The following is a 20,815-nucleotide window of genomic DNA, read 5'->3' on the forward strand; positions in this document are numbered from 1 at the left end:
CATATATGCTAACCACCAACTGTTTAGCATATATGATGCTTTGCCAGGGCACTTAGGCTTTTGTCTTAACACAGGTTCATATATAAGTAGCAAGCACAGCCTGTTGTGAAAGAAATGCCACGGCAGGCTGTGCTTGTTTTGGTGGCCCCCTCGTTTACGTGCAAGGTCCCTCGATTTCTATGATTGGAGAAATGCGCTGAAGAAGCTTGCAGCGCAGGACACGGCATTCGCGCGAAATTCTGCTTAACTTGAGGCACGATAAACAGCTCAACCCATTTCTCATGAAGAAAACCATCAACACAGGCCTGCTTGGCTTTGGCATGTCCGGCAGCGTGTTCCATGCGCCGTTCATCACCAACGTACCGGGGCTGCACCTCTCCAAGATCAGGGAAACGCGCCCCGAAAACATAGCCCTCGCCAACGCCCGCTACCCGCAGGCGGAGATAGTGCAGGATGCCAGGGCAATTTTTGAGGATGCTTCCATTGACCTCGTGGTGCTGGCTACGCCCAACGTCTCGCACCTGCCACTGGCAAAAGAAGCCCTGCAGGCTGGCAAGCACGTGGTAGTGGAGAAGCCTTTCACCGTCACCTCGGCAGAGGCCGACGAACTGATTGCGCTGGCCAAAAGCAAAGACAGGCTGCTGACCGTGTTCCACAACCGCCGCTGGGACAGCGACTTCAAAACAATCACGAAAATAGTGGCGGGCAACCTGCTGGGTAACGTGGTGGAGTATGAGGCGCACTTCGACAGGTTCCGTGATTTTCTGAAGCCAGACTCCTGGAAGGAGGAAAACGCCCCCGGCTCGGGCATTCTCTATGACCTCGGCTCACACCTGATAGACCAGGCGCTTTGCCTGTTCGGTCTGCCGTCGGAGATTTCTGCCGACCTGCGCACGCAGCGCCGGGACAGCCGGATAACAGACAACTTCCACCTGATGCTGCACTACCCTACCCTGCGGGTTATTCTAAGAGCCGGGATGCTGGTGAGCGAGCCGGGGCCGCGCTACAAACTTTATGGCGACAAAGGCTCTTTCCTGAAATATGGGATGGATGTGCAGGAAGCGGCGCTAAAAGAAGGAAAGGCCCCCAAAGGAGCAGCTGACTGGGGCATTGAGCCGGAGGATATATGGGGCAGGCTGAACACCCAGATAAACGACCAGCACATCACAGGCAGGATAGAGAGCGAGACAGGCGACTACACGGCTTTCTATCAAAATGTATATGCCGCCCTGACAGGCAGCGGGGAACTGGAGGTAAAGCCGGAGCAGGCGCGTAACGTAATCAGGGTGATAGAGTTAGCCATGCAGAGCCACGCAGAAAAAAGGACGCTAAAGTATATATAGATGATGTATACTTTCTTACATTTAGCTTTTTGATGCGCTACTTTACTTCCTCTATAAAACTATGTTCATCGGCCATTTTGCTGCTGGCTTTGCAGGCAAAGCCGTAGCGCCCAAAGCCTCGCTGGGCACCATGTTTCTGGCTGCCCAGTTCCTGGACCTGCTCTGGCCCACCCTGCTCCTCCTGAACCTGGAGCACGCCACCGTTGCCCCTGCACCGGGCAAGTTCACCCCGCTCGACTTTACCCACTATCCCATTTCGCACAGTCTGCTGCTTGTTTTGGGCTGGGGGCTGCTGTTCGGGCTGGTGTACTGGCTGCTCCGGAAAGACACAAGAACGGCGCTGGTGCTGGGCCTGCTGGTAGTCAGCCACTGGTTCCTCGACTTAGTGGTGCACGTGCCGGATTTGCCGCTGTGGCCGGGCAACTCACCCATGGTAGGCCTGGGACTTTGGAACTCGATGCCTGGTACGCTGCTGGTGGAGGGGCTGCTGTTTGCAGGAGGACTGTGGCTGTATCTTCGAGCTAAAGCGGCGGCCAAAACAACCACATACGCGTTGTGGGCGCTTGTTGCTTTTCTGGTGCTGGTATACATAGCCAACGTGTTCGGGCCTCCTCCCACCGATATCACGGCTGTTGCCTGGGCTGGGCAGTTGCAGTGGATTCTGGTGCTCTGGGCCTACTGGGCAGACCGCAAACTGGCAAACACGGCTTTAACGCCAGGAACCATATAAAGCTCGTTTCAAGAAATTAGCATTCATACAGACAGCACAAAGGAAAAAGCGCCGGCAAACCATATATGGTTTGCCGGCGCTCCTGCTTTCTGATAGATTAAGTATCCGGACAAAACTAACTTGCACACATCAAGCTCCTGTTTGTCAATTGTATAAAGCATAAGAAGTCTTATGTCTTGATACTTGTGTCCTTTTACTTATATATGGCTCAGCTTCGCTCGTGTCGGTGGTGCGCCCGGTTCTTCATGCCGTCGCGGCCTCTTCTTTCCTTATGCTGGGCCCGCATCTGCTCGCGTTGCGCCTGGTACTGGGCATATTGCTTCTTGGTGAGGATGTCTTTCAGCTCAGCATCCCATTGTGCGCGGGCGGCCTCCATCTCCTGGAGCTGGCCTCTGTCGTGCATGTTTCCGTCTTTATGCCTTTCCCGCATCGCTTCCCGCTGCTCCATCTGCTTCAGGTTCAGCGCCTGCAGCTTCCTGGTCTGAGACTTGTTTAAGCCCAGTTCCTTGCTCATCTTCTCGGTGCGGCGGGAGGCCCGCTCCTCCGGCGTCCGGTCGCCTTTCCTGTCTTTTCCACCGCGTTGTTCGGTGCGGTGCTTTCTTTCTTTTTGCGGTGCCTGCTGCGCCATAGTGCTGCCGGCCACCAACAAGGTTAATGCGAGTACCATGAATGTCTTCTTCATCTTCTTTGCTTTAATTTAAGGGTGATGTAGTATTTGGTGCAAAGGACCGTATCCGGAGATTTGCCTACCTACAAAATCACATCACCAAAGCCTGTGCCAGAGTTTATATATAGCAAGAAGCTGGAGAATGAAAGTATTGGAAAGAACAGGGAGTGAGCGTAATAAGTGCTGATTAGCAGACTCAAAGCATATATAACTTCGCCAGTTGAACCAACTACCGCGCCGCCCGAGCCAGTACCTCCTCTACCTGCAGCACCAGTTGCCGCCGGTCAAAAACTTTCCGGGCGATGGCCTCGCCGCGCGCACCAGCCTGCAGCAGTGCCTCGGGCTGCGCCAGCAACTTTTCTATAACCTGCGCCATCGCATCCGGCTGCTCAGCAGGCGTATACCAGCCACAGCCATGCTCTTCCACGAAAGCCTTTGTCCAGCCGGGGTTAGTCACCAGCACAGGCGTGCCGCAGGCCAGGCTGTCATATAGCTTGGCGGGGGAGTTGGCTGCCAGCACGGGCAGGTTGTTGAACGAAACAACCGACAATGCCGCCAGTTTGAACAGCAGGAACACTTCGGTGCGGGGCTGCGGGGGCAGCAGCAGCAGGTTGGGCATCCGTTGTGCCAGTTGCCGCAGTTGCGGCTCGTAATACCCGCTGCCCGTAAAAACAAAGTGTATATGCGGATTTCCGGATAGAATTTCCACCACCTGCAGCAGCGTCGGGATGTCGTTGGCGCGGCCGTAGGTGCCGGCGTACAGCACCACCTGCTTCCCCTGCAACCCGTGCTTCAGGCACAGGGCCTCTACCTCCTGCGGCAGTGCGGCGTCCACCAGCGGCAAATCAGTGCCGTTGTAATTGGTGGTGATCTTTTCCCGGCTGACGCCCAGGCTGGCTACATACTCGGTCATATCCGGGGAGAGCGTGATGATGTGGCTGGCGCTCTGGTAAAGGCTTTTCTCCATCTTGTAGAGTCGCTGCTTTACCCACCTGCCCTTTACGGCACCCATCGCAATCGGGAAACTGGGCCACAGGTCCTGCACCTCAAACACCCAAGGCACCCCGCGCAGCCGGGCCACCCGCGCGGCTACCCACGGTGTGGTGAGCGGGGTGGACACGGCCCATATCACATCCGGCTTCGGCAACTGCATGGCCCGCTTAAAGGCGCTCCCGGCAAAGCCCGCAAAAGATTTCAGCCGCTGCGCAATGCCCATTTTGTTTGCGTAAGCCACCTTGCACTCGTGCAGTTCCACCCCCTCCGGCACCCACGGATAGTTGTCAGTGATGCGCGCGCGCCGCCACCCGTCGCTGGCTACCAGGCTCAGCCGGTGGCGCTTCGCCAGCTCCGCCATAAAAGAGTAGTGGCGGCAGGTGGCGGGGCAATCCGGGTTCTGGTGGTGCTGGTTTAAGACGGCAATGTGCATGTGTTGTTTGCTGGGTGTTGGTTGATGGTTGGTTGCTGACTGGCTTATTGCTGATTGATAGCTGGATGGTTGAAATTGCTGTATTGTTAAAGGGTTGAATGGCTGGGGCGATTTACAAATAGTCAGGGAGCAGAAACACCAGCGTTATATATAACCGGCAAAAGAAGCCTTTGAAGTTTCAGGTATGATATGAATCCATTTATCTTCCATGCCGTCCCTTTCCTTTTCCCTGAAAAGCAGAAGTTATATATATTCTATATGCGTTTCGCCAATGGTTCATGGTGTATGATATATCCGAACAACAATTTAACCATATAGCAATTTTGCCATTCAACAAATAACAATCAGCAACCAAATCCTACCGGCGCCGCTCCGGCTTGTATCTCGACTCGTTGAAGATTTTGCCGTAGTCGGTCTCTGCCATCAGTCCGGGGAGGGTTACCTCGGGGTTGCGGGCCATATATTCCCGCACAATCTGCCAACCCACCCAGGCACCGATGCGGCCGGGGGCGGAGGCGTCAATCTCGGGGGTGTTGGGGCGCTCGCCTATATACTTGTTCACCACAAAGGGGCTTTTCTCATATAGCAGGCCCTCCTCAATGAAATGTGCCCATATACGGCCCTCGTTATGCGTGACGTCCGCAATCTGCTGCGCCGAGTAACTAATGATGGCAGAGTCGGGGGTGCAGGGTAATGCCGACTGCACAAAATAGTAAGCCTTGCCGATGTTCAGCATCTCGGCCAGCAGGGTTCTGTCGGCGGGGTTGGTTTTGTTGAAGCGGTCGGAGAGCAGGAGCATGGCGGCCGGCACCATTTTCTCGCGCTCGTAGCGGTTCTGGATATACTCGTACACCTGCGGGCGGTAGCTGGCGCCCGCCCCGATAAAATAATCAATCCCGAACACCAGCAGGCTGTCGGATATATAAATGTCGTTGCCCAGGCTCCCCAGCCCGGTCACAAAGGTCTTCACCTCCGGCACCCGGAACTGCGGGTAGTGGAATTTCACCACTTTAAAGGCCGTCTCCAATTGCTGCTGCTCCTCTTCCATATCCCCGAAGCGCTTTTGGGCCTGCTGTGCCAGTGTGTCCAGCGAGGGGTTTGAGGACAGCTCGTAGAGGGAGGAGATAAGCTGCGCATCCGAAGAGTCGTTCCGCAGTTGCAGGTAGCTGGTGGCGAAGAGCGGGTGCTCTTTCAGGAAAAGGGCGATGTCCTGCTCAGAGTCGGCCTCGAAAAAAGGTTCCTCCAGCCGCTCAATGGTAACATCCACGGGCACTTCGGCTATTTCATCGGGTATCTCGCAGCCTTCGTCTTTGCAGCCAAACGAGAGCAGAAGTATTGTCAGGAATAGATATCTGTAATACATTGTTCTGTATCTTTGTACAAAAATAGAGTGTTCCGCCGTATTAGGGTAACACAACGCACAATTAAACTACACTTATGAAGAAACTTACACTCCTGATGCTGTTTCTGGTCGCCGGGTTTTCGGCGATGGCGCAGGTCGAGATCGGGCTGATGGTATCGCCCACCATTACAGGCAACCGTTTTATAGCCGAGGACAGGTACAATTTCGAGAAGGAAAACAGCTCGCTGCGGCTTGGCGTAGGGGTGGTGGCAGACTACTTCTTCGCACAGAACTACGCCTTCAGCACCGGCCTCGTGTACCGCAGCAAGGGCAGCGAGATTTCGTACAACTACACGCGCGAAGACGCTGGCGGCGCAACGGTAACGACCAGGGGCAAGGACGATATTTCGCTGCAGTACATCGAGCTCCCGGTTACGCTCAAGTTATTTACGAACGAAGTGGCGCCCGGCACTATTGCCTACTTCCAGGTGGGCGGCTCCCTGAACACCAAGGTGGCGGCGCAGGTAAACAACAAGAAAGTGATAGACGGCGATAAAGTAGGGAAGCGCTTCAACATCTTCGAAGCGGATGCGCTTCTGGGCGGTGGCGTGGAGTTCCAGATGGGCCAGAGCACCAAGCTATTCGGCGGCATTACTTACCACCGTGGCCTCACCGACATCGACGATTATTATGAAAAGCAGCTCGGCGACAAGAACATCGCGCTGAAGAACAACGGCGTTTCCGTGGACGTCGGCGTGAAGTTCTGATTTCCGCCTGCGCTGATGCAGTTATATATAAAAAGCCGCCCCGAGTATATCAGGGCGGCTTTTTATATATAAAATTTACTCTTCTTCCGGCGCTACGACACTCACATCCGAGAGGGCGGCGCGCAGCTCAATTTCCTCCCCTCTGTCGTCCATCACTTTAAAGTCCATGATGCCGAGCGAGGTGTCCTTCACCAGGTTTATCCACTTAAAGTACTTGAAAAACCACTTCATCTGCCTCGAGGCGATCCCTTTCGTGTAGTAGGTATACAGGAACGGGTGCAGGTAAAGCGTCAGGCTCTTGTGGTTGTGGCTGGTCAGCAGGTCGTCTACCGCTGCGTCAATTTCGTCTGTCACCAGTATGCTGGCCGTAATCTTGCCGGTGCCGTTGCAGGTAGGGCATACCTCCCCGGTGATGATGTTTTGCTCCGGCCGCACGCGCTGGCGCGTCACCTGCAGCAGGCCGAACTTGGAGATGGGGAGAATGGTGGACCTGGATCGGTCGCGCTTCATTTCCTCCTTCACCACCTCATATACCCGCTGGCGGTTTTCCGGCGACTTCATGTCGATGAAGTCCACTACAATGATACCACCTATATCCCGGAGGCGCAGCTGGCGGGCCACTTCTTTGGCTGCCATCATGTTCACGTTCAGCGCGGTGGCCTCCTGATCGGTTTCGGTATTGGATTTGTTCCCACTGTTCACATCAATCACATGCAGGGCCTCGGTGTGCTCAATCACCAGGTAGCCACCGCCTGGTATGGTCACTGTCTTGCCGAAAGCAGCCTTCAGCTGTTTCTCGATGTTAAAGTGTTCGAAGGTTTTGGTTTTACCAGTATAATGCTTCAGAATGTTCAGTCTGTCCGGAGCAATACTACTGAGGTATGCCTTGATGTCGTCATAGAGGGTCGTATCGTCCACTACTATGCTGTCAAAGCTCTCGTTTAATAAATCCCTCAAGATGGAGGAAGAACGGTTCAGCTCGCCAATGATTTTATCATTGGGCTTTGCCACCCGGAGGGTTTTGAAGCCCTCCTCCCAGTTCGCAATCATGTTGCGCATGTCCCTGTCGAGCTCCGCCACGTCGCGGCCCTCTGCCACTGTCCTGATGATGACGCCAAAGTTCTCTGGCTTGATGGAACTGATCAGGCGCTTGAGGCGCGTGCGCTCTTCTTTGCTGACGATTTTCTTGGACACGCTTACCGTGTTTGAAAACGGCACGAGCACCAGGTACCGGCCAGCAAGCGATATTTCGCAGGAAAGGCGCGGGCCTTTGGTAGATATGGGCTCTTTTACGATTTGCACCAACAGCTGCTGCCCTTTCTTGAGGACGTCAGCCATTTTGCCGAGCTTATCTATTTCAGGCTCAAATTTGAACTGGTTTAGCTTTGGTGAAGCGTTCTTCTGTGTCTGCGCTGCCTTAACGTATTTGTTAAGTGTTTTTACATTCGCTCCCAGGTCGTGGTAATGCAGAAAAGCATCCTTGTGGTAGCCAATGTCAATAAAAGCAGCGTTTAGGCCAGGCATCACTTTCTTGACAGTGCCCAGGAAGATATCACCAACTATATAGTCCGTGTCTTTCGACTCGAAGTGATACTCCACCAGGCGCTTGTCCTGCAAGAGCGCAATGCGTTCCCCATCCTGAGTAGAATTGATAATCAGTTCGTTGCTCAATTTCTCTCAAATGGTTATTAGGATGTATAAGACCAAAGCCCACATTTGCATAGCAAAGTGGGCCCTACTAAACGCGGAAGAAATTACTTCTTCTTGTGTCTGTTTTTTCTCAAACGCTTCTTTCTCTTGTGCGTGGCAATTTTATGTCTTTTTCTTTTTTTTCCGCAAGGCATAGTCTTGTGTTTTTGTTTTTATAAATTGATTTCTTTGATTTCTGTTAGTTCAGCTTCGCCAGTTCCTCATCCACCGATGCCGCCAGGGCCGGGTCGTCGCTCATGCTTTTCACCTTGTTAAACAAGGCCTTAGCCTCTTCGCCCTGCCCCGTATTTGCCAACGACAGCGCTAAATAGAAGGTTCCTTCCACGTGCTGCGGGTTTACCTCCACCAGCTTCCGGAAGCGCTCGGCGGCCTTGTCGTACTGCCCGGACTGGATAGACAGGATGCCCATGTTGAAGAGCGCCTTCTCGTGGTTTGGGTTAGAGGCGAGTACCTCACGCAGCAGCGTAATGCCCTGCATCGGGCTGTTGCTGGCAATGTAGGTCATGGCCACGTTCGTCTTGGCGTCAAGCTCCGAAGGGTTGTTCTTCAGCACCTGCTCGTACATTGCCCGTGCCTTGGCTCCGAGTTCACCGGCGCTTTCCTGCGTGGTGGCGAAGGTAAAGGCCTCGTAATAGGCATCACCCGCTTTTTTATATGCTTTTTCGCCCCCCCGCGCTTCCGCTGCCTGCTCATAGTAATAGCCGGCACTGTCGTACTGGCTGGCGGTGGCGTAGGCGTCTGCCAGTTCCGTTGCCAGCAGCATGCGGGCCTGTGTGTCGGTGGCCTTGTTGTACTTGGCGCGGGCTGTCGACAGCTCCATCAGTTGCTCCGGCGTGGCGGTGGCGTGTGCCGCTGCCGCAGCCCCTTCTGCTCCGTGGTCGTGCCCGTCATCCGGGGAATGGCCCTCGGCAGAGGCGCCTGCCGCAGCCTCGGTGCTGGCGAGACCGGCTTTATCCTCTTCGTTTACAACCACTTTAGGCAAAAAGAACATGACAGCCACCAACGCGATGGCTGCAACAACTATCAATATTTGTGACCGTGACATTCTTTTTACCTAAGGGCTGCTTTCTAAATAATTGCTTTTAGATCAGCAAAGATACGAAAAATTAGGAATGGGTGAGTTCTTGTATCTTCTTGCTGTTTTTGATCTTCTGGATAAAGGTTTTCGAGGGCTTGAAGCTCGGAATAAAGTGCTCGTCGATGATGATAGACGTGTTCTTTGAAATGTTGCGGGCTACTTTTTTAGCGCGCTTCTTGTTCACAAAGCTACCAAAACCTCTCACGTAGATGTTGTTACCGTCGGCCATAGAATCCTTCACTACTTTGAAGAAGGCCTCTACTGTCGCCTGCACATCCGCCTTGTCGATCCCTGTTTTATCAGCAACTTCTGATATTACTTCTGCTTTAGTCACTTTCTTAGTTTTTATAAAATTAATAATAAGTTAACGCTCAATGCTTTACTATCAGCAAAGTTGCTCATTTACTGATTTTCGGGCCACAAAGGTAATTTTACTTTTCGATAAGTAAAAGCATTCCCCACAAATTATTAGCGCCTCATATGCACGGCTTTAGCCCCGGAATTGCCCGGAATATGGCTTCTCCGGCCCCAGTCCCTGTCTCTGAACGGCAGGCGGTTATTTATATTTCAGCGGCAGGCAGCAGCCCCGGCCCGGCTATATCTGTGTTGCACCACCGTTAAACATTCCCTTTCTTTGGCTTGTTCCACTTCCAACAAACTGCCCCATATATAACTTTACCATGGCCACTCCTGAACAGGCACACTTTGCCGACACCCTCATCCGCTGGTACGGGCGGCACAAACGCGCCCTGCCGTGGCGCGACACCACCAACCCCTACCATATATGGCTGTCGGAGGTGATACTGCAGCAGACGCGCGTGGCGCAGGGCCTGCCCTACTACCTGAAGTTTGTGGAGGCATACCCCACGGTGCAGCAATTGGCCGCCGCCCCCGAAGACGAGGTGCTGCGCCTGTGGCAGGGGCTGGGCTACTACTCCAGGGCCCGCAACATGCACCACACCGCCAAAATGGTGGCAGCGGAATTCAATGGCCGGTTTCCGGACACTTACGCGGAGTTGCTCAAACTGAAGGGGGTGGGCAGTTACACGGCTGCCGCCATCGCGTCCTTCGCTTTCGGGGAGCCCGTGGCGGTGCTCGACGGCAATGTGTTTCGGGTGCTGGCGCGCGTGTTTGGGATTTCGGATGACATTGCAGCGCCCGCCTCGCGTAAAGTCTTCAAGAAACTGGCGGATGAGCTGGTGCCTACCGATGCGCCTGACATATATAACCAGGCCATTATGGAGTTCGGCGCCATCCAGTGTACGCCCGTCATGCCCGATTGTATGTTCTGCCCGTTGCAGCAAAACTGCTTCGCCTTTAACCACGGCATGGTGCAGGAACTGCCCGTAAAGGCAAAGGCGAAGGCGGCGCGCCCGCGTTATTTCCATTACATCGTGCTGGAGCACGCCGGGCGTTTTTACCTGCGCAAGCGGCTGGAGGGGGATATATGGCAGGGGCTGTATGACTTCTACCTATATGAGAGCCCCGACAAGAACCTGCCACCGGAGGCACTGCTGCCGGAACTGCAGCAGGCAGGCCTGGAAGTGGATATGGCGCACCTGGAACTTCCCCGGAAGGATTACAAACACATCCTGAGCCACCAGAAAATAACGGCCCGCTTTTACCGCGTCAGGCTCAAAAACCGTTTAAGGGAAGAAGTGCTGCAGGAGGCAAGGTTGGCGCTTTTTACGGTGAACGAGGTGGAGGAACTGCCCAAGCCCATACTCATAAATAGTTATTTGCAAGATGCTAAAATTTTAGTATATTTATAGACTGAAACTATTTAGGCAGCCAAAAGCATTATCTGTTTCAGTAAGCCATATTGCCTCCGGCTTGGTTGCCGGAGTAGCCCGTTTCAACTTAATATTATCGTAAAAACCATGGCAAGTGTAAACAAAGTAATCCTGATCGGAAACCTGGGCAAAGACCCGGAAGTACGCCACCTCGAAGGCGGCATAGCCGTAGCGCGTTTCCCGATCGCCACTTCTGAGACGTTTAAAGACAAAAGCGGCCAGAAGCAGGAAAGAACCGAATGGCACAACATTGTAGTCTGGAGAGGCCTCGCTGAGGTGGCGGAAAAGTACCTCAGGAAAGGCAATTCCGTCTATATAGAAGGCAAGCTCCGGACAAACAACTACCAGGACAAGGAGGGCATCCAGCGCTACAGCACCGAGATTGTGGCGGACAACATGACCATGCTGGGCGGCCGCAATGACGCAGGCAGCGGCGGCGAAGGCCATTACCAGGCGTCCTCCTCCCCGGCCTCCTCCTCGGGCGGCAACGCGGGCAATACCGGCAACGCATCCGCCTTCCAGAACGACGAGCCGGACGACCTGCCGTTCTAACCCATGTTTCACTAAATAACCCGATTTTGGAAAGTTTAGATTCCGGAGACCCCCTGAGTTACGGTTTACTCCAGATACTACAAAGCTCACTCGCGCAACTCAGGTTTGAATACATTGCCGCCATCCTGGCGGGTTTTATATTACTGCTGCTCTCTGCCCTCATCTCGGGGGCGGAGGCAGCTTTCTTCTCTCTCTCGGAGCGGGAACTGGAGCACTGCAAGAACAGCCGCCTGCCATCTGAGCAGCGCGTGTCCCAACTCCTGCAAGAACCGCGCAAACTGCTCACCACCCTCCTCATTCTCAACAACGGCATCAACGTCAGCATCATCACGCTTTTTGCCTACGTGGCCTGGCAGGTGTTCGGCACGATGGCCTTGCCTGCCGGCATCATGGCGGCCTGTATGCTGTTCGCCACCTTCTTTATCGTGTTCTGCGGGGAGGTGCTGCCGAAAGTATATGTGCAGAAAAGGCGGCTTGCTATCACAAGCCGGGCTGCCGCTGTGCTGGACCGCCTCGAAAAGCCGCTCAGCCCCCTCGCGCGGCTGCTGATGGCGATCAGCACTTATATAGAAGAGCGCTATATGCTCAAGTCCTACAACCACACCATCGAGGACCTGCACCACAGCCTGGACATGGCCCTGACAAATGAGGAGACTTCCCCGGAGGAGCGCCGCATCCTGCGCGGCGTGGTCAACTTCGGCTCTATCACCGTGAAGCAGATCATGCGCCCGCACATCGACATTGTGGCGTTCAGCACCAAAATGACCTTCCCGGAACTGCTGCCCCTCATCGTGCAGTGGGGCTACTCGCGCGTGCCGGTATATACCGAGAGCAACGATAAAATTGAGGGCATCCTGTACGTAAAAGACCTGCTCCCTCACCTTGACAAAGGGGTAGAGTTTAACTGGCAGCAGTTGGTGCGCCCGCCTTTCTTTGTGCAGGAGACCAGGCGCATCTCAGACTTGTTTCAGGATTTCAAGGAAAAGCACGTGCATATGGCCATTGTGGTGAACGAGTACGGCACCACCTGCGGCCTGCTGACCCTGGAGGATATTGTGGAGGAAATTGTCGGCGAGATTAATGATGAGTACGATGATGACGAAATCATTTATACCCAGCTCGACGAAAATACCTATATATTTGACGGCAAGACATCGCTGCACGACTTTTGCAAGATAGCAGAAGTGCCCTTCGACGCCTTTAACGAAGTGAAGGGCGGAAACGAAACGGTGGCCGGGCTGCTGCTGGCGCTGTTCTCCCGCATTCCGCGCGTAGGCGAGGATGTTTCCTACGGCCGCTTCCATTTTACCGTAGAGTCGGCGGACTTTAAGCGCGTGAAAAGAGTGAAGATAAATGTCGCAAGCAAAAAAGAACACTACCAGAAGGTCAGCTAAGGGGCAGGTATTTATAGGTATATGCCTGGCAACCTCCCTGGTGGCCTGCGAAGCAGAATACACCCCCAAACCAAAAGGCTACAACCGTATTGACCTGCCGACCGCTGCCTACCAGCCGCTGCAGGACGAGCACCCCTACATGTTCGAATTCTCGCAGCACGCCAAGGTGCGGCCTGATTCGTCGGGCATTGCACAGCCGCACTGGATCAACATCATATACCCCGCCCTCGGGGCCAACGTGCAGCTCACCTACAAGGACCTCGAAAGCGAGCAGATGCTGAACGACCTGATAGAGGACGCGCGCAAACTCACGGCCAAGCACCAGATAAAAGCCTATGCCATTGAGGAATCGGAGATAAGGACGCCCGCCGGCGATGTGGCCTCAGTATTTGAGTTGGAAGGCGAAGTGCCCAGCCAGTTCCAGTTTTACGTGACCGACTCTACCGAGCATTTCCTGCGCGGTGCTCTCTATTTTCAGACAGCCACACAGAACGATTCCCTGGCGCCTGTCATCGAGTATGTGAAAAAGGACATCGTGCACCTGCTCAATACGCTGGAGTGGAAGGAGCAGCAGCGATAGACCTCGCGGTGTCCGAAGGTACCGTGAGCGTCTGTACCAAAGGCAGCAACTATATATAAGCAGCTATATATAAACAGACACTCGCAGGAGCTGCGCACGCTGTGAGGTCTTCTGATTCATATATAAAAAAGCATAAAGCCCCGGCAGCCTTACACCTGTCGGGGCTTTTGCTTATTTTTGTAATCTGATCTTGCCATACCCAACACTGAAAGCAAGCCAAAGGCATTGAACAACTTCTTCCATACCAAGATAGAGTTCCTGAAGGGCGTGGGGCCGATGCGGGCGGAGCTGCTGCAGAAAGAGCTGCAGATTTTCACCTACGGCGACCTCATCCAGCACTACCCCTTCCGCTACCTCGACCGCACGCAGTTCTACAAAATCGCGGAGCTGGACGAGAGCATGCCCTACGTGCAGGTGCGCGGGCGCATCCGGGGCAAGGAGGTTTTAGGCGAAGGGCGGAAGCAGCGCCTGGCGGCCACACTGGTGGACGAGAATAATGACCAGATGGAACTGGTGTGGTTTAAGGGGGTGAAGTGGATGGAGAAAACGCTGAAAAACCACACCGACTATATTGTGTTTGGGAAGCCAACCGAATTCAATGGCAGGTTCAGCATGGCGCACCCGGAGCTGGAGGAACTGGCCGAGGAAAAGCAGACAACCTCTTTTCTGCAACCCGTTTACCACTCCACCGAAAAGCTGAAAGCCCACCGCATCGACAGCAAAGTCATCAGCAAGATGATGGAGCACCTGCTGAAGCTGGCTGCGCCCAATATACAGGAAACGCTGTCGGAGGAGCTGATTGACCATTACCGGTTGATGGACAAGCGAAGCGCGCTGCTCAACATCCACTTCCCGGAGTCGGCGGAGAAATACAAGGCGGCTACTTTCCGGCTCAAGTTTGAGGAGCTGTTTTATATACAGCTGCGCCTGTTCCGGCAGAAGCTCGTGCGCAAAGCCGACCTGCAGGGCCAGGTGTTCAGCCAGGTGCCCACGCTCAACGAGTTCTACAAAAATCACCTCACCTTTGACCTCACCAATGCCCAGAAACGGGTGGTGAAAGAGATATACAAGGACCTGACTGCTGGCAAACAAATGAACCGCCTGCTACAGGGCGATGTGGGCTCCGGCAAAACCATCGTGGCCTTCATCACCATGCTGATTGCGGCCGACAACGGCGCGCAGTCGGTGCTGATGGCGCCTACCGAGATTCTGGCTGACCAGCACTATATAGGCCTGAAGAAATTCGCCGACAGCCTGGGGATGAACCTGGGCAAACTCACGGGCTCTTCCAAAGCCAGCGAGCGCAAAGTATTGCACGAGCAGCTCCGCTCCGGGGACATGAAAATGATTGTAGGCACACACGCGCTGCTGGAGGACGTGGTGCAGTTCCACAACCTGGGCCTGTGCATCGTGGATGAGCAGCACCGCTTCGGTGTGGAGCAGCGGTCGAAGCTGTGGCGCAAGAACCCGCGCATCATCCCGCACGTGCTCGTGATGACGGCAACGCCTATCCCCCGCACCCTGGCTATGACGCTATATGGCGACCTGGACGTGTCGGTGATTGACGAGATGCCCGCCGGCAGAAAAGACATCATCACCGTACACCGCTTCGATTCGCACCGGCTGCGCGTGTTCCAGTTCATCCGCGACCAGATTAAGCTTGGCAGGCAGGTATATATAGTCTATCCGCTCATCGAGGAGTCGGAGCAGATGGAGAATTACAAGGACCTGATGGACGGCTATGAGAGCGTGAAGCGGGCGTTCCCGGAGTTTAAGGTGAGCATGGTACACGGCAAAATGAAGTCGCAGGACAAGGACTACGAGATGCAGCGCTTCGTGAAGCACGAGACTCATATCATGGTGGCGACCACCGTGATCGAAGTGGGCGTGAATGTGCCGAACGCCTCGGTGATGGTGATTGAGAGCGCCGAGCGCTTCGGGCTGTCGCAGTTGCACCAGCTGCGCGGCCGCGTGGGCCGTGGAGCAGAGCAGAGCTACTGTATCCTGATGACGGGATATAAACTGAGCAAAGACAGCAAAACCCGGCTGGAGACAATGGTACGCACCAACAACGGCTTCGAGATTGCCGACATCGACCTGAAGCTGCGCGGCCCCGGCGACCTGATGGGCACGCAGCAAAGCGGCGTGCTGGACCTGCTGATTTCTGATTTAGCCAAGGATGCCCCCATTCTGCAGGAAGCGCGGGCGGCGGCGCAGCGCGTGCTGGAGGCAGACCCGGTGCTGGACCAAGCCCGGAACCAGGCCATCCGGCGACATATCCAGTCGCTGAGCGCTAATACGGTCAACTGGAGCCGCATCAGCTGAAGCTGCCTCAACTGCACCGTGCGCTATTTCATTTATATACGGCCTGCAATTGCTGGTGCTCAGCCTTCTCCAGCAAATTACCCTGCTGGTTATAGTTTGTCAATGTAGTAGAATCAAGTTTTCTTTCATCAGTTGCGGAAGCCACATCTTCGGTTTCCCTGGTGAGCTTGCTGATGAGGATCAGTGCCAGGAAAGCCGTTATCTTGAGATAAAACTTCATAATGCGGGGGCGTATAACAAACTATACCTGCCTAATAATAAACAAGTTACGACGCTTCTCCATATTTGAGCGAATAAGCAGAATAAGCTTTTGTTTCCATGAAATTTCTCCGCCAACGAACTTACCCGTTCCACATATCTTTGTAACTTAAGGTCTTGTTATGCTGATACACAAAAGACCGCTGCCCAGCCCCGCAAGAAACAACAGCTATATATGATTTACTGTCGCAGCGCCCATATCGTATAGTCCCAAAAATACCAGCTTATGCCCGTGATAAGACTTTTTCTCCTCCCGGCTTTGCTCCTGTGCCTGTGGCAGCCAGCCACGGTGCTTGCCCAATCCAGGACAAAGGCGTCCATCGCATTTGATTATATGCCGGACCAGAGCAAGCAGCGCTATACCCAGCGGGTGCCCCACAAAACGATACCTGTGGGGAATGATGCGTTCATCCTGCTGAGCCGAAGCGCGGCAGACGCCTACACGGTTGCGAAACACAACTCAGAGCTGAAAAAACAGTGGTCGGCGGAAGTGAGGCTGAACAATACCGAAACCGTTGAGGCCTTTTTCACCAGCCCCGAAGCGGCCGTTGTGGTAACGCACCGTGCCGACAACGGTGCAGGTATGCAGCAGCTGTATGGCCACCGGATCAACCTGAACACCGGCAAAAAGGAAGAGGGCGCGCTGCTGCTGGAGGCACCCGCCAAAGACCGCAGAGTGGCAGTAGCCGCCTCTGCCGACGGTAGCAGGCTGCTTGCCTACCGCTACCACACCAATGCCAACCACCAGATCAAAGACATCAGCGGCACGCTCTATGACGCCAGCCTCCGGAAACTGCAGGACACACAGTACAACCTGCAGGATGTGCCTGCCATCCTTTCGGCGGATGTGCAGGTGGGCAACGACGGTAAACAGTACATCAGCCTGCTATCAGACAACATGAGGCGCCTGACCACGCGGCAGTACGGCCCCGGCAGCAATGAAGCCAGCGTGATGTCGGTGCTGGTGGGTGGCACGTTCGATGGCCAGAAGGTCTATATCATCGACTCTAAATTTGAGCTGATGCCCAATGGCACGCTTTACGGCGCCGTGCTGACGGCGGATGAGGCGTCGGGCAAGTACTACAGCCTGAAGGCAGTGAAGTTTGACTTTGAAGCAGAGGATATGGTGTTTGCCGAGGAGTTCGGGTTCACGCCTGAGTACCTGGCAAAAGTGAACGCCCTGGACAGGAGCAGCGGCAGCAAACCATCGCGGCTGGAAGATATATACCTGACGGATCTGGTGCTGACGCCCGAGCAGAAACTGGTGGTGATAGCGGAGAAGAAGTATACCGCAGGAGGCAAGGATGCGCCCTATTTTGCGAACGAACTGCACCTGTTCACCTACGACGAGTACATGGACGCCGCCTGGAACTCCGTGCTGATGAAGCACCAGCAGGCCCCCGCCAACGAGGCATTCTCCAGTATCTCCTTTAGCGCCCACCTCAGCGGCAACACCCTTCACCTGCTGACACTGGAAGAACTCGACGGGAAGCACGACCTGTACCTGCGCCAGATCAACACCAAAACAGGGGAGGCAACCGCCCCAAAGGCCGTGCGCCTGAAAATGGCGGATGGCGAGGACCTTGCCTATGTAAAAGACTTTACGGCCTGGCTCTCTGAAAAGGATTTGGTGGCGGTGGTGCGGCCCAGCCGGAAAGCTGACAGCCTGCGGCTGAGCCACATCCAGCTAAAGTAGGGACATATCCTCCAGCATTTCCTTGCGGTACGCCATATGCTCTGGGGTGGTGCTGGGCTGCTTGTGCTTGAGCCTTTTGGTGAACGATGCGAGTTGGAGCATCATATGGGAGAAGCCGACAAACGAAACAATTTCAACGTACATTCTGAATTCCCTTTTGGAGCCGTCCAAGACGCCCAGCTTATCCACTTTGTAGGTGTTCATGGCAGACCAGGGCATCCAGCGCACCACCTTTTTGTGGCGCAGCATATAGCGGTTAATCCCCACCTCTAACTGGTATCGCTTTACCCGCTGTTTCATCACCTGCTCTAAGTCAGATTTCCGGATAAGCCGCTCCCCGGACAGCAGGATATCGCTGCGGTACCAGCGCACAAACCAGGGTGAGTTGATGCGCCGCAGAATGATCATGTCTATTGCCGGTTGTGCGGCAAAGGCCTCTATGGCAGCCCCAATCTCGTCTTTACGGAGTCCCTGCAGGTCGGCGTCCATCATCAGGATCACCTCGTTTTTTACATATGGCAACGCATGGGCTATCGCCGCTGTCTTGCCCTGGTTATACGGTAGTTGCACCACCTGCACCCGTGGCCAGTTCTTTTTTATATAGGCTGCGGTGCCGTCTGTAGAACCGTCGTCCACGCAAAGCACCTGCCTGATGTTTTTAATTTTGGTGATGACATGCAGCACAGGCGCAATGCGCTCCCTTTCGTTGTAAAAAGGAATCAAACATGTTACATTCATAGCTTTATATAGTGGCTTCGGGTGCTTACCCCCCTTTACGAGAACTGCACCTGCGTATCTTAAATAATGGTAAAAATAATTTGCCGGATGCGCTGCTCATGATCTATATATAAGACGAAGAAAGGCCGCTACAGATAGTAGCAGCCCCTCTTCGCAACATCACAGCGATTATGAATTAATAGGCGTATGCGTTTGCCTCTATGAGCCGGGCGGCAATGCGGCGGCGGGCTTCTTTTGTATTAAACAGACCTTTTTTGGTGAAGCGTTTCAGGCCCATGAACAGCAGGCGCTGCTCATCGCCCTCCGCCATGGAGGCAATGGCCTCTTTGCCGGATATATAAGCGGTGTCTACGGCATCGTTTACCGCTACGCGTGCAATGTCTATCTCGTTGGCTACGGCCTCCTCTCCCCTCATACCTACCAACTTTTCCACGCGCAGCAGCGTCGATTCTGCCATGTAAGTTTTGATGGCCATGTCGGCAATGTTCATCAGAACCTCCTGCTCTTTGGCCAGTGAGTTCATATATTTCTGCACCGCCGTGCCCGCTACCAGCAGAATGGCCTTTTTCAGGTTTCGGATGGTTTTATTTTCTACGGCAAACAGCCCCTCTTCCTCCTCACCGAAATCCGGAATCGCCATCAGTTCCTGCTGCACCGCCTGGGCCGGCCCCATCAACTCCAACTCACCGCTCATGCCTTTTTTCAGCACCATTTCCACAATCAGCATGCGGTTGATTTCGTTGGTGCCCTCAAAGATGCGGTTGATGCGGGAGTCGCGGTAGGCGCGGTCCATCGGGTAATCGGCAGAGAAGCCGTAACCGCCATATATCTGCACACCTTCGTCTACCACGTAATCCAGCGCTTCAGAGCCTTCTACTTTCAGGATGGCGCACTCTACGGCAAACTCACGGGCAGCGCCCAGCAGCGCCTCGGTCTCTCCTTTACCGGCGGCCAGCAAGGCTTTCTCCATGCGGTTTATATCCATTCCGGCACGGTACAGCGCCGACTCAACCCCGTAAATGCGGATGGCCTGCTCGGCCAGTTTGTGCCGGATAGCCCCAAACTTGGAGATGGGCAGCTTGAACTGGACACGCTCATTGGCATATTTTACTGACAGGTCGGCCACATGCTTGGCAGCGCCCAGCGTGGCGGCCCCCAGTTTGATGCGCCCGATGTTCAGGATGTTGAAAGCGATTAAATGGCCCTTGCCGATTTCCCCCAGCACGTTTTCCTTCGGCACCTGGCAGTCGGAGAAGAAAACCTGCCGGGTAGACGAGCCCTTGATGCCCATTTTATGCTCTTCGTTGCCGAGGCTCAGGCCCGCGTAGCCTTTCTCCACGATAAAGCCTGTGAACTTGTCGCCATCCACCTGTGCAAACACGATGAACACATCGGCAAAGCCTGCGTTCGTGATCCACATCTTCTGGCCGTTCAGGATATAATGCGTTCCCGCCTCGTTCAGCACCGCCTTGGTTTTCGCCGCCAGCGCATCCGAGCCGGAGCCCGGCTCGGTGAGGCAGTAAGACGAAATCCACTCGCCGCTCACTAGGTTGGGGAGGTATTTCTGCTTCTGGGCCTCGTTGCCGAAGTATAAGATGGGCAAAATGCCGATACCCGTGTGCGCCGCGAAAGCCACCGGAAACGAATGCCCCCCGCCCACCGACTCTGTGACCAACAGGGAGGTATTGAAATCCATGTTCAGGCCACCGTACTCTTCTGGTATCGACACGGCAAAAAGGCCCAGGCCGCCCGCTTTCTTCATCAGGTTTTCCATCAGGCCCTCTTCGTGGTTGTCGAGGCGGTCGAGCAGGGGCATCACCTCGTCCTGCACAAAAGCCTGGCAGGTCTGGGCCATCATCTGCTGCTCCTCGTTAAATTCGGCAGGTATAAATATGTCCTGCGGGTTGGTCTCCCTTATCAGGAACTCGCCGCCTTTGATGGCAGCTGTTTTAGTAGCGTTTTCCATGGGTAAACTTGATTTTGTGATGAAGGACAAAGGACAAAAGACTCTATATCTTCGTACCATCCGTTGCCCACTGTTATGATTCCCTTAGCCTATTCTGCAGGTTGCTAATCTTCTTTTCTATGCTCGTCAATTTCTCTACTAAAAATCCAAGGTTTGCTTCTGATATATAACCAAATTCTTTAGCTAAAACAAGTTGGGTTTCAAGTTCATAAGCGGAACCTAAAGCAATACTCAAGAAATTACTAAAGTCTTTGTTTGTGCCTCTTCCAGAGCCCTCTGCTATGTTAGAAGGAATAGAGACAGCAGCGCGATTAACTTGTGAAATGAGTCCAAATTTTTCAGAAACTGGAAAATGAGCAGAAACGAGATATACCTCTTTAGCGAGAGCTATTGCTTCCTGCCATACTTTCAACTCTCTGAAATTATGCTTCATCTATTCTGTCCATTGTC

At 54.1% G+C, this 20,815-nt stretch carries 19 protein-coding genes; 9 read left to right on the top strand and 10 right to left on the bottom strand.

Annotation, left to right across the window (positions count from 1 at the left end; genetic code table 11):
• The first annotated feature begins 281 nt into the window (after window positions 1–281).
• Window positions 282–1,343, top strand: coding sequence for an oxidoreductase (locus tag GSQ62_RS08175; protein ID WP_161889052.1), 1,062 nt, complete (start codon window positions 282–284; stop codon window positions 1,341–1,343).
• A 61-nt stretch (window positions 1,344–1,404) separates the two neighbouring features.
• Window positions 1,405–2,073 carry a metal-dependent hydrolase gene (locus GSQ62_RS08180; protein WP_161889053.1) on the top strand — a complete coding sequence of 223 codons (669 nt, stop codon included), beginning with the start codon at window positions 1,405–1,407 and terminating at the stop codon, window positions 2,071–2,073.
• Window positions 2,074–2,281: 208 nt separating this feature from the next.
• Here the strand turns inward: GSQ62_RS08180 and GSQ62_RS08185 are convergent, their stop codons facing one another.
• The 3 genes from GSQ62_RS08185 to gldB form a co-directional block, all read right to left on the bottom strand.
• Window positions 2,282–2,755 (bottom strand): DUF4890 domain-containing protein, encoded by a 474-nt coding sequence (locus GSQ62_RS08185; RefSeq protein ID WP_161889054.1) that lies wholly within the window; start codon window positions 2,753–2,755, stop codon window positions 2,282–2,284.
• 214 nt (window positions 2,756–2,969) lie between these two features.
• The gene (locus GSQ62_RS08190) at window positions 2,970–4,166 is read right to left on the bottom strand and encodes a glycosyltransferase family 4 protein (RefSeq protein ID WP_161889055.1); all 1,197 of its coding nucleotides are present in this window, start codon (window positions 4,164–4,166) and stop codon (window positions 2,970–2,972) included.
• A 358-nt stretch (window positions 4,167–4,524) separates the two neighbouring features.
• The gene (gene gldB / locus GSQ62_RS08195; protein WP_161889056.1) at window positions 4,525–5,529 is read right to left on the bottom strand and encodes a gliding motility lipoprotein GldB; all 1,005 of its coding nucleotides are present in this window, start codon (window positions 5,527–5,529) and stop codon (window positions 4,525–4,527) included.
• 74 nt (window positions 5,530–5,603) lie between these two features.
• Here gldB and GSQ62_RS08200 point away from each other — a divergent pair, with 74 nt between their 5' ends.
• Window positions 5,604–6,275, top strand: coding sequence for a porin family protein (locus GSQ62_RS08200; RefSeq protein ID WP_161889057.1), 672 nt, complete (start codon window positions 5,604–5,606; stop codon window positions 6,273–6,275).
• Between the two features lie 75 nt (window positions 6,276–6,350).
• Here the strand turns inward: GSQ62_RS08200 and GSQ62_RS08205 are convergent, their stop codons facing one another.
• The 3 genes from GSQ62_RS08205 to GSQ62_RS08215 form a co-directional block, all read right to left on the bottom strand.
• Window positions 6,351–7,946, bottom strand: a complete 1,596-nt coding sequence (locus GSQ62_RS08205) for an Rne/Rng family ribonuclease (RefSeq protein ID WP_161889058.1) — start codon at window positions 7,944–7,946, stop codon at window positions 6,351–6,353.
• 217 nt (window positions 7,947–8,163) lie between these two features.
• Window positions 8,164–9,012 (bottom strand): tetratricopeptide repeat protein, encoded by an 849-nt coding sequence (locus GSQ62_RS08210; RefSeq protein ID WP_237587077.1) that lies wholly within the window; start codon window positions 9,010–9,012, stop codon window positions 8,164–8,166.
• Between the two features lie 79 nt (window positions 9,013–9,091).
• A complete protein-coding gene (locus tag GSQ62_RS08215) occupies window positions 9,092–9,412 on the bottom strand; it encodes an HU family DNA-binding protein (protein ID WP_262886655.1) in 321 nt (106 codons plus the stop codon).
• Window positions 9,413–9,743: 331 nt separating this feature from the next.
• Here GSQ62_RS08215 and mutY point away from each other — a divergent pair, with 331 nt between their 5' ends.
• The 5 genes from mutY (at window position 9,744) to recG (ending at window position 15,707) form a co-directional block, all read left to right on the top strand.
• The gene (gene mutY, locus GSQ62_RS08220; RefSeq protein WP_161889060.1) at window positions 9,744–10,835 is read left to right on the top strand and encodes an A/G-specific adenine glycosylase; all 1,092 of its coding nucleotides are present in this window, start codon (window positions 9,744–9,746) and stop codon (window positions 10,833–10,835) included.
• A 108-nt stretch (window positions 10,836–10,943) separates the two neighbouring features.
• Window positions 10,944–11,408: a single-stranded DNA-binding protein gene (locus tag GSQ62_RS08225; RefSeq protein WP_161889061.1), complete on the top strand. Its 465-nt coding sequence runs from the start codon at window positions 10,944–10,946 to the stop codon at window positions 11,406–11,408.
• A gap of 26 nt (window positions 11,409–11,434) precedes the next feature.
• The gene (gene gldE, locus GSQ62_RS08230) at window positions 11,435–12,802 is read left to right on the top strand and encodes a gliding motility-associated protein GldE (protein ID WP_237587079.1); all 1,368 of its coding nucleotides are present in this window, start codon (window positions 11,435–11,437) and stop codon (window positions 12,800–12,802) included.
• The gene (gene gldD / locus GSQ62_RS08235; protein ID WP_161889062.1) at window positions 12,762–13,382 is read left to right on the top strand and encodes a gliding motility lipoprotein GldD; all 621 of its coding nucleotides are present in this window, start codon (window positions 12,762–12,764) and stop codon (window positions 13,380–13,382) included. The genes gldE and gldD overlap by 41 nt, the downstream gene beginning before the upstream one ends.
• 225 nt (window positions 13,383–13,607) lie before the next feature.
• Window positions 13,608–15,707, top strand: coding sequence for an ATP-dependent DNA helicase RecG (gene recG / locus GSQ62_RS08240; RefSeq protein ID WP_161889063.1), 2,100 nt, complete (start codon window positions 13,608–13,610; stop codon window positions 15,705–15,707).
• A 28-nt stretch (window positions 15,708–15,735) separates the two neighbouring features.
• On the opposite strand, the gene GSQ62_RS08245 is transcribed toward recG, so the two are convergent.
• Window positions 15,736–15,927 carry a hypothetical protein gene (locus GSQ62_RS08245; RefSeq protein ID WP_161889064.1) on the bottom strand — a complete coding sequence of 64 codons (192 nt, stop codon included), beginning with the start codon at window positions 15,925–15,927 and terminating at the stop codon, window positions 15,736–15,738.
• Window positions 15,928–16,197: 270 nt separating this feature from the next.
• On the opposite strand from GSQ62_RS08245, the gene GSQ62_RS08250 reads away from it, so the two are divergent.
• Window positions 16,198–17,661 carry a hypothetical protein gene (locus GSQ62_RS08250; RefSeq protein ID WP_161889065.1) on the top strand — a complete coding sequence of 488 codons (1,464 nt, stop codon included), beginning with the start codon at window positions 16,198–16,200 and terminating at the stop codon, window positions 17,659–17,661.
• Here GSQ62_RS08250 and GSQ62_RS08255 read toward each other — a convergent pair.
• The 3 genes from GSQ62_RS08255 to GSQ62_RS08265 form a co-directional block, all read right to left on the bottom strand.
• Window positions 17,653–18,399 (bottom strand): glycosyltransferase family 2 protein, encoded by a 747-nt coding sequence (locus GSQ62_RS08255; protein WP_161889066.1) that lies wholly within the window; start codon window positions 18,397–18,399, stop codon window positions 17,653–17,655. The genes GSQ62_RS08250 and GSQ62_RS08255 overlap by 9 nt on opposite strands.
• 175 nt (window positions 18,400–18,574) lie before the next feature.
• Window positions 18,575–20,365, bottom strand: a complete 1,791-nt coding sequence (locus tag GSQ62_RS08260) for an acyl-CoA dehydrogenase family protein (RefSeq protein WP_161889067.1) — start codon at window positions 20,363–20,365, stop codon at window positions 18,575–18,577.
• Between the two features lie 73 nt (window positions 20,366–20,438).
• Window positions 20,439–20,798 (bottom strand): four helix bundle protein, encoded by a 360-nt coding sequence (locus GSQ62_RS08265; protein ID WP_161889068.1) that lies wholly within the window; start codon window positions 20,796–20,798, stop codon window positions 20,439–20,441.
• Between the last annotated feature and the right edge of the window lie 17 nt (window positions 20,799–20,815).

Origin of the sequence: Pontibacter russatus (assembly GCF_009931655.1) — a bacterium.
Taxonomy (GTDB): Bacteria; Bacteroidota; Bacteroidia; order Cytophagales; family Hymenobacteraceae; genus Pontibacter; species Pontibacter russatus.

Bases quoted from the DNA above. Each gene is read 5' to 3' on its own strand.
- GSQ62_RS08265 (WP_161889068.1), bottom strand. From the start codon at position 20,798: ATGAAGCATAATTTCAGAGAGTTGAAAGTATGGCAGGAAGCAATAGCT.
- GSQ62_RS08190 (WP_161889055.1), bottom strand. From the start codon at position 4,166: ATGCACATTGCCGTCTTAAACCAGCACCACCAGAACCCGGATTGCCCC.
- GSQ62_RS08180 (WP_161889053.1), top strand. From the start codon at position 1,405: ATGTTCATCGGCCATTTTGCTGCTGGCTTTGCAGGCAAAGCCGTAGCG.
- GSQ62_RS08245 (WP_161889064.1), bottom strand. From the start codon at position 15,927: ATGAAGTTTTATCTCAAGATAACGGCTTTCCTGGCACTGATCCTCATC.
- GSQ62_RS08260 (WP_161889067.1), bottom strand. From the start codon at position 20,365: ATGGAAAACGCTACTAAAACAGCTGCCATCAAAGGCGGCGAGTTCCTG.
- GSQ62_RS08185 (WP_161889054.1), bottom strand. From the start codon at position 2,755: ATGAAGAAGACATTCATGGTACTCGCATTAACCTTGTTGGTGGCCGGC.
- GSQ62_RS08200 (WP_161889057.1), top strand. From the start codon at position 5,604: ATGAAGAAACTTACACTCCTGATGCTGTTTCTGGTCGCCGGGTTTTCG.
- gldB (WP_161889056.1), bottom strand. From the start codon at position 5,529: ATGTATTACAGATATCTATTCCTGACAATACTTCTGCTCTCGTTTGGC.
- GSQ62_RS08255 (WP_161889066.1), bottom strand. From the start codon at position 18,399: ATGAATGTAACATGTTTGATTCCTTTTTACAACGAAAGGGAGCGCATT.
- GSQ62_RS08175 (WP_161889052.1), top strand. From the start codon at position 282: ATGAAGAAAACCATCAACACAGGCCTGCTTGGCTTTGGCATGTCCGGC.
- gldD (WP_161889062.1), top strand. From the start codon at position 12,762: ATGTCGCAAGCAAAAAAGAACACTACCAGAAGGTCAGCTAAGGGGCAG.
- GSQ62_RS08225 (WP_161889061.1), top strand. From the start codon at position 10,944: ATGGCAAGTGTAAACAAAGTAATCCTGATCGGAAACCTGGGCAAAGAC.
- mutY (WP_161889060.1), top strand. From the start codon at position 9,744: ATGGCCACTCCTGAACAGGCACACTTTGCCGACACCCTCATCCGCTGG.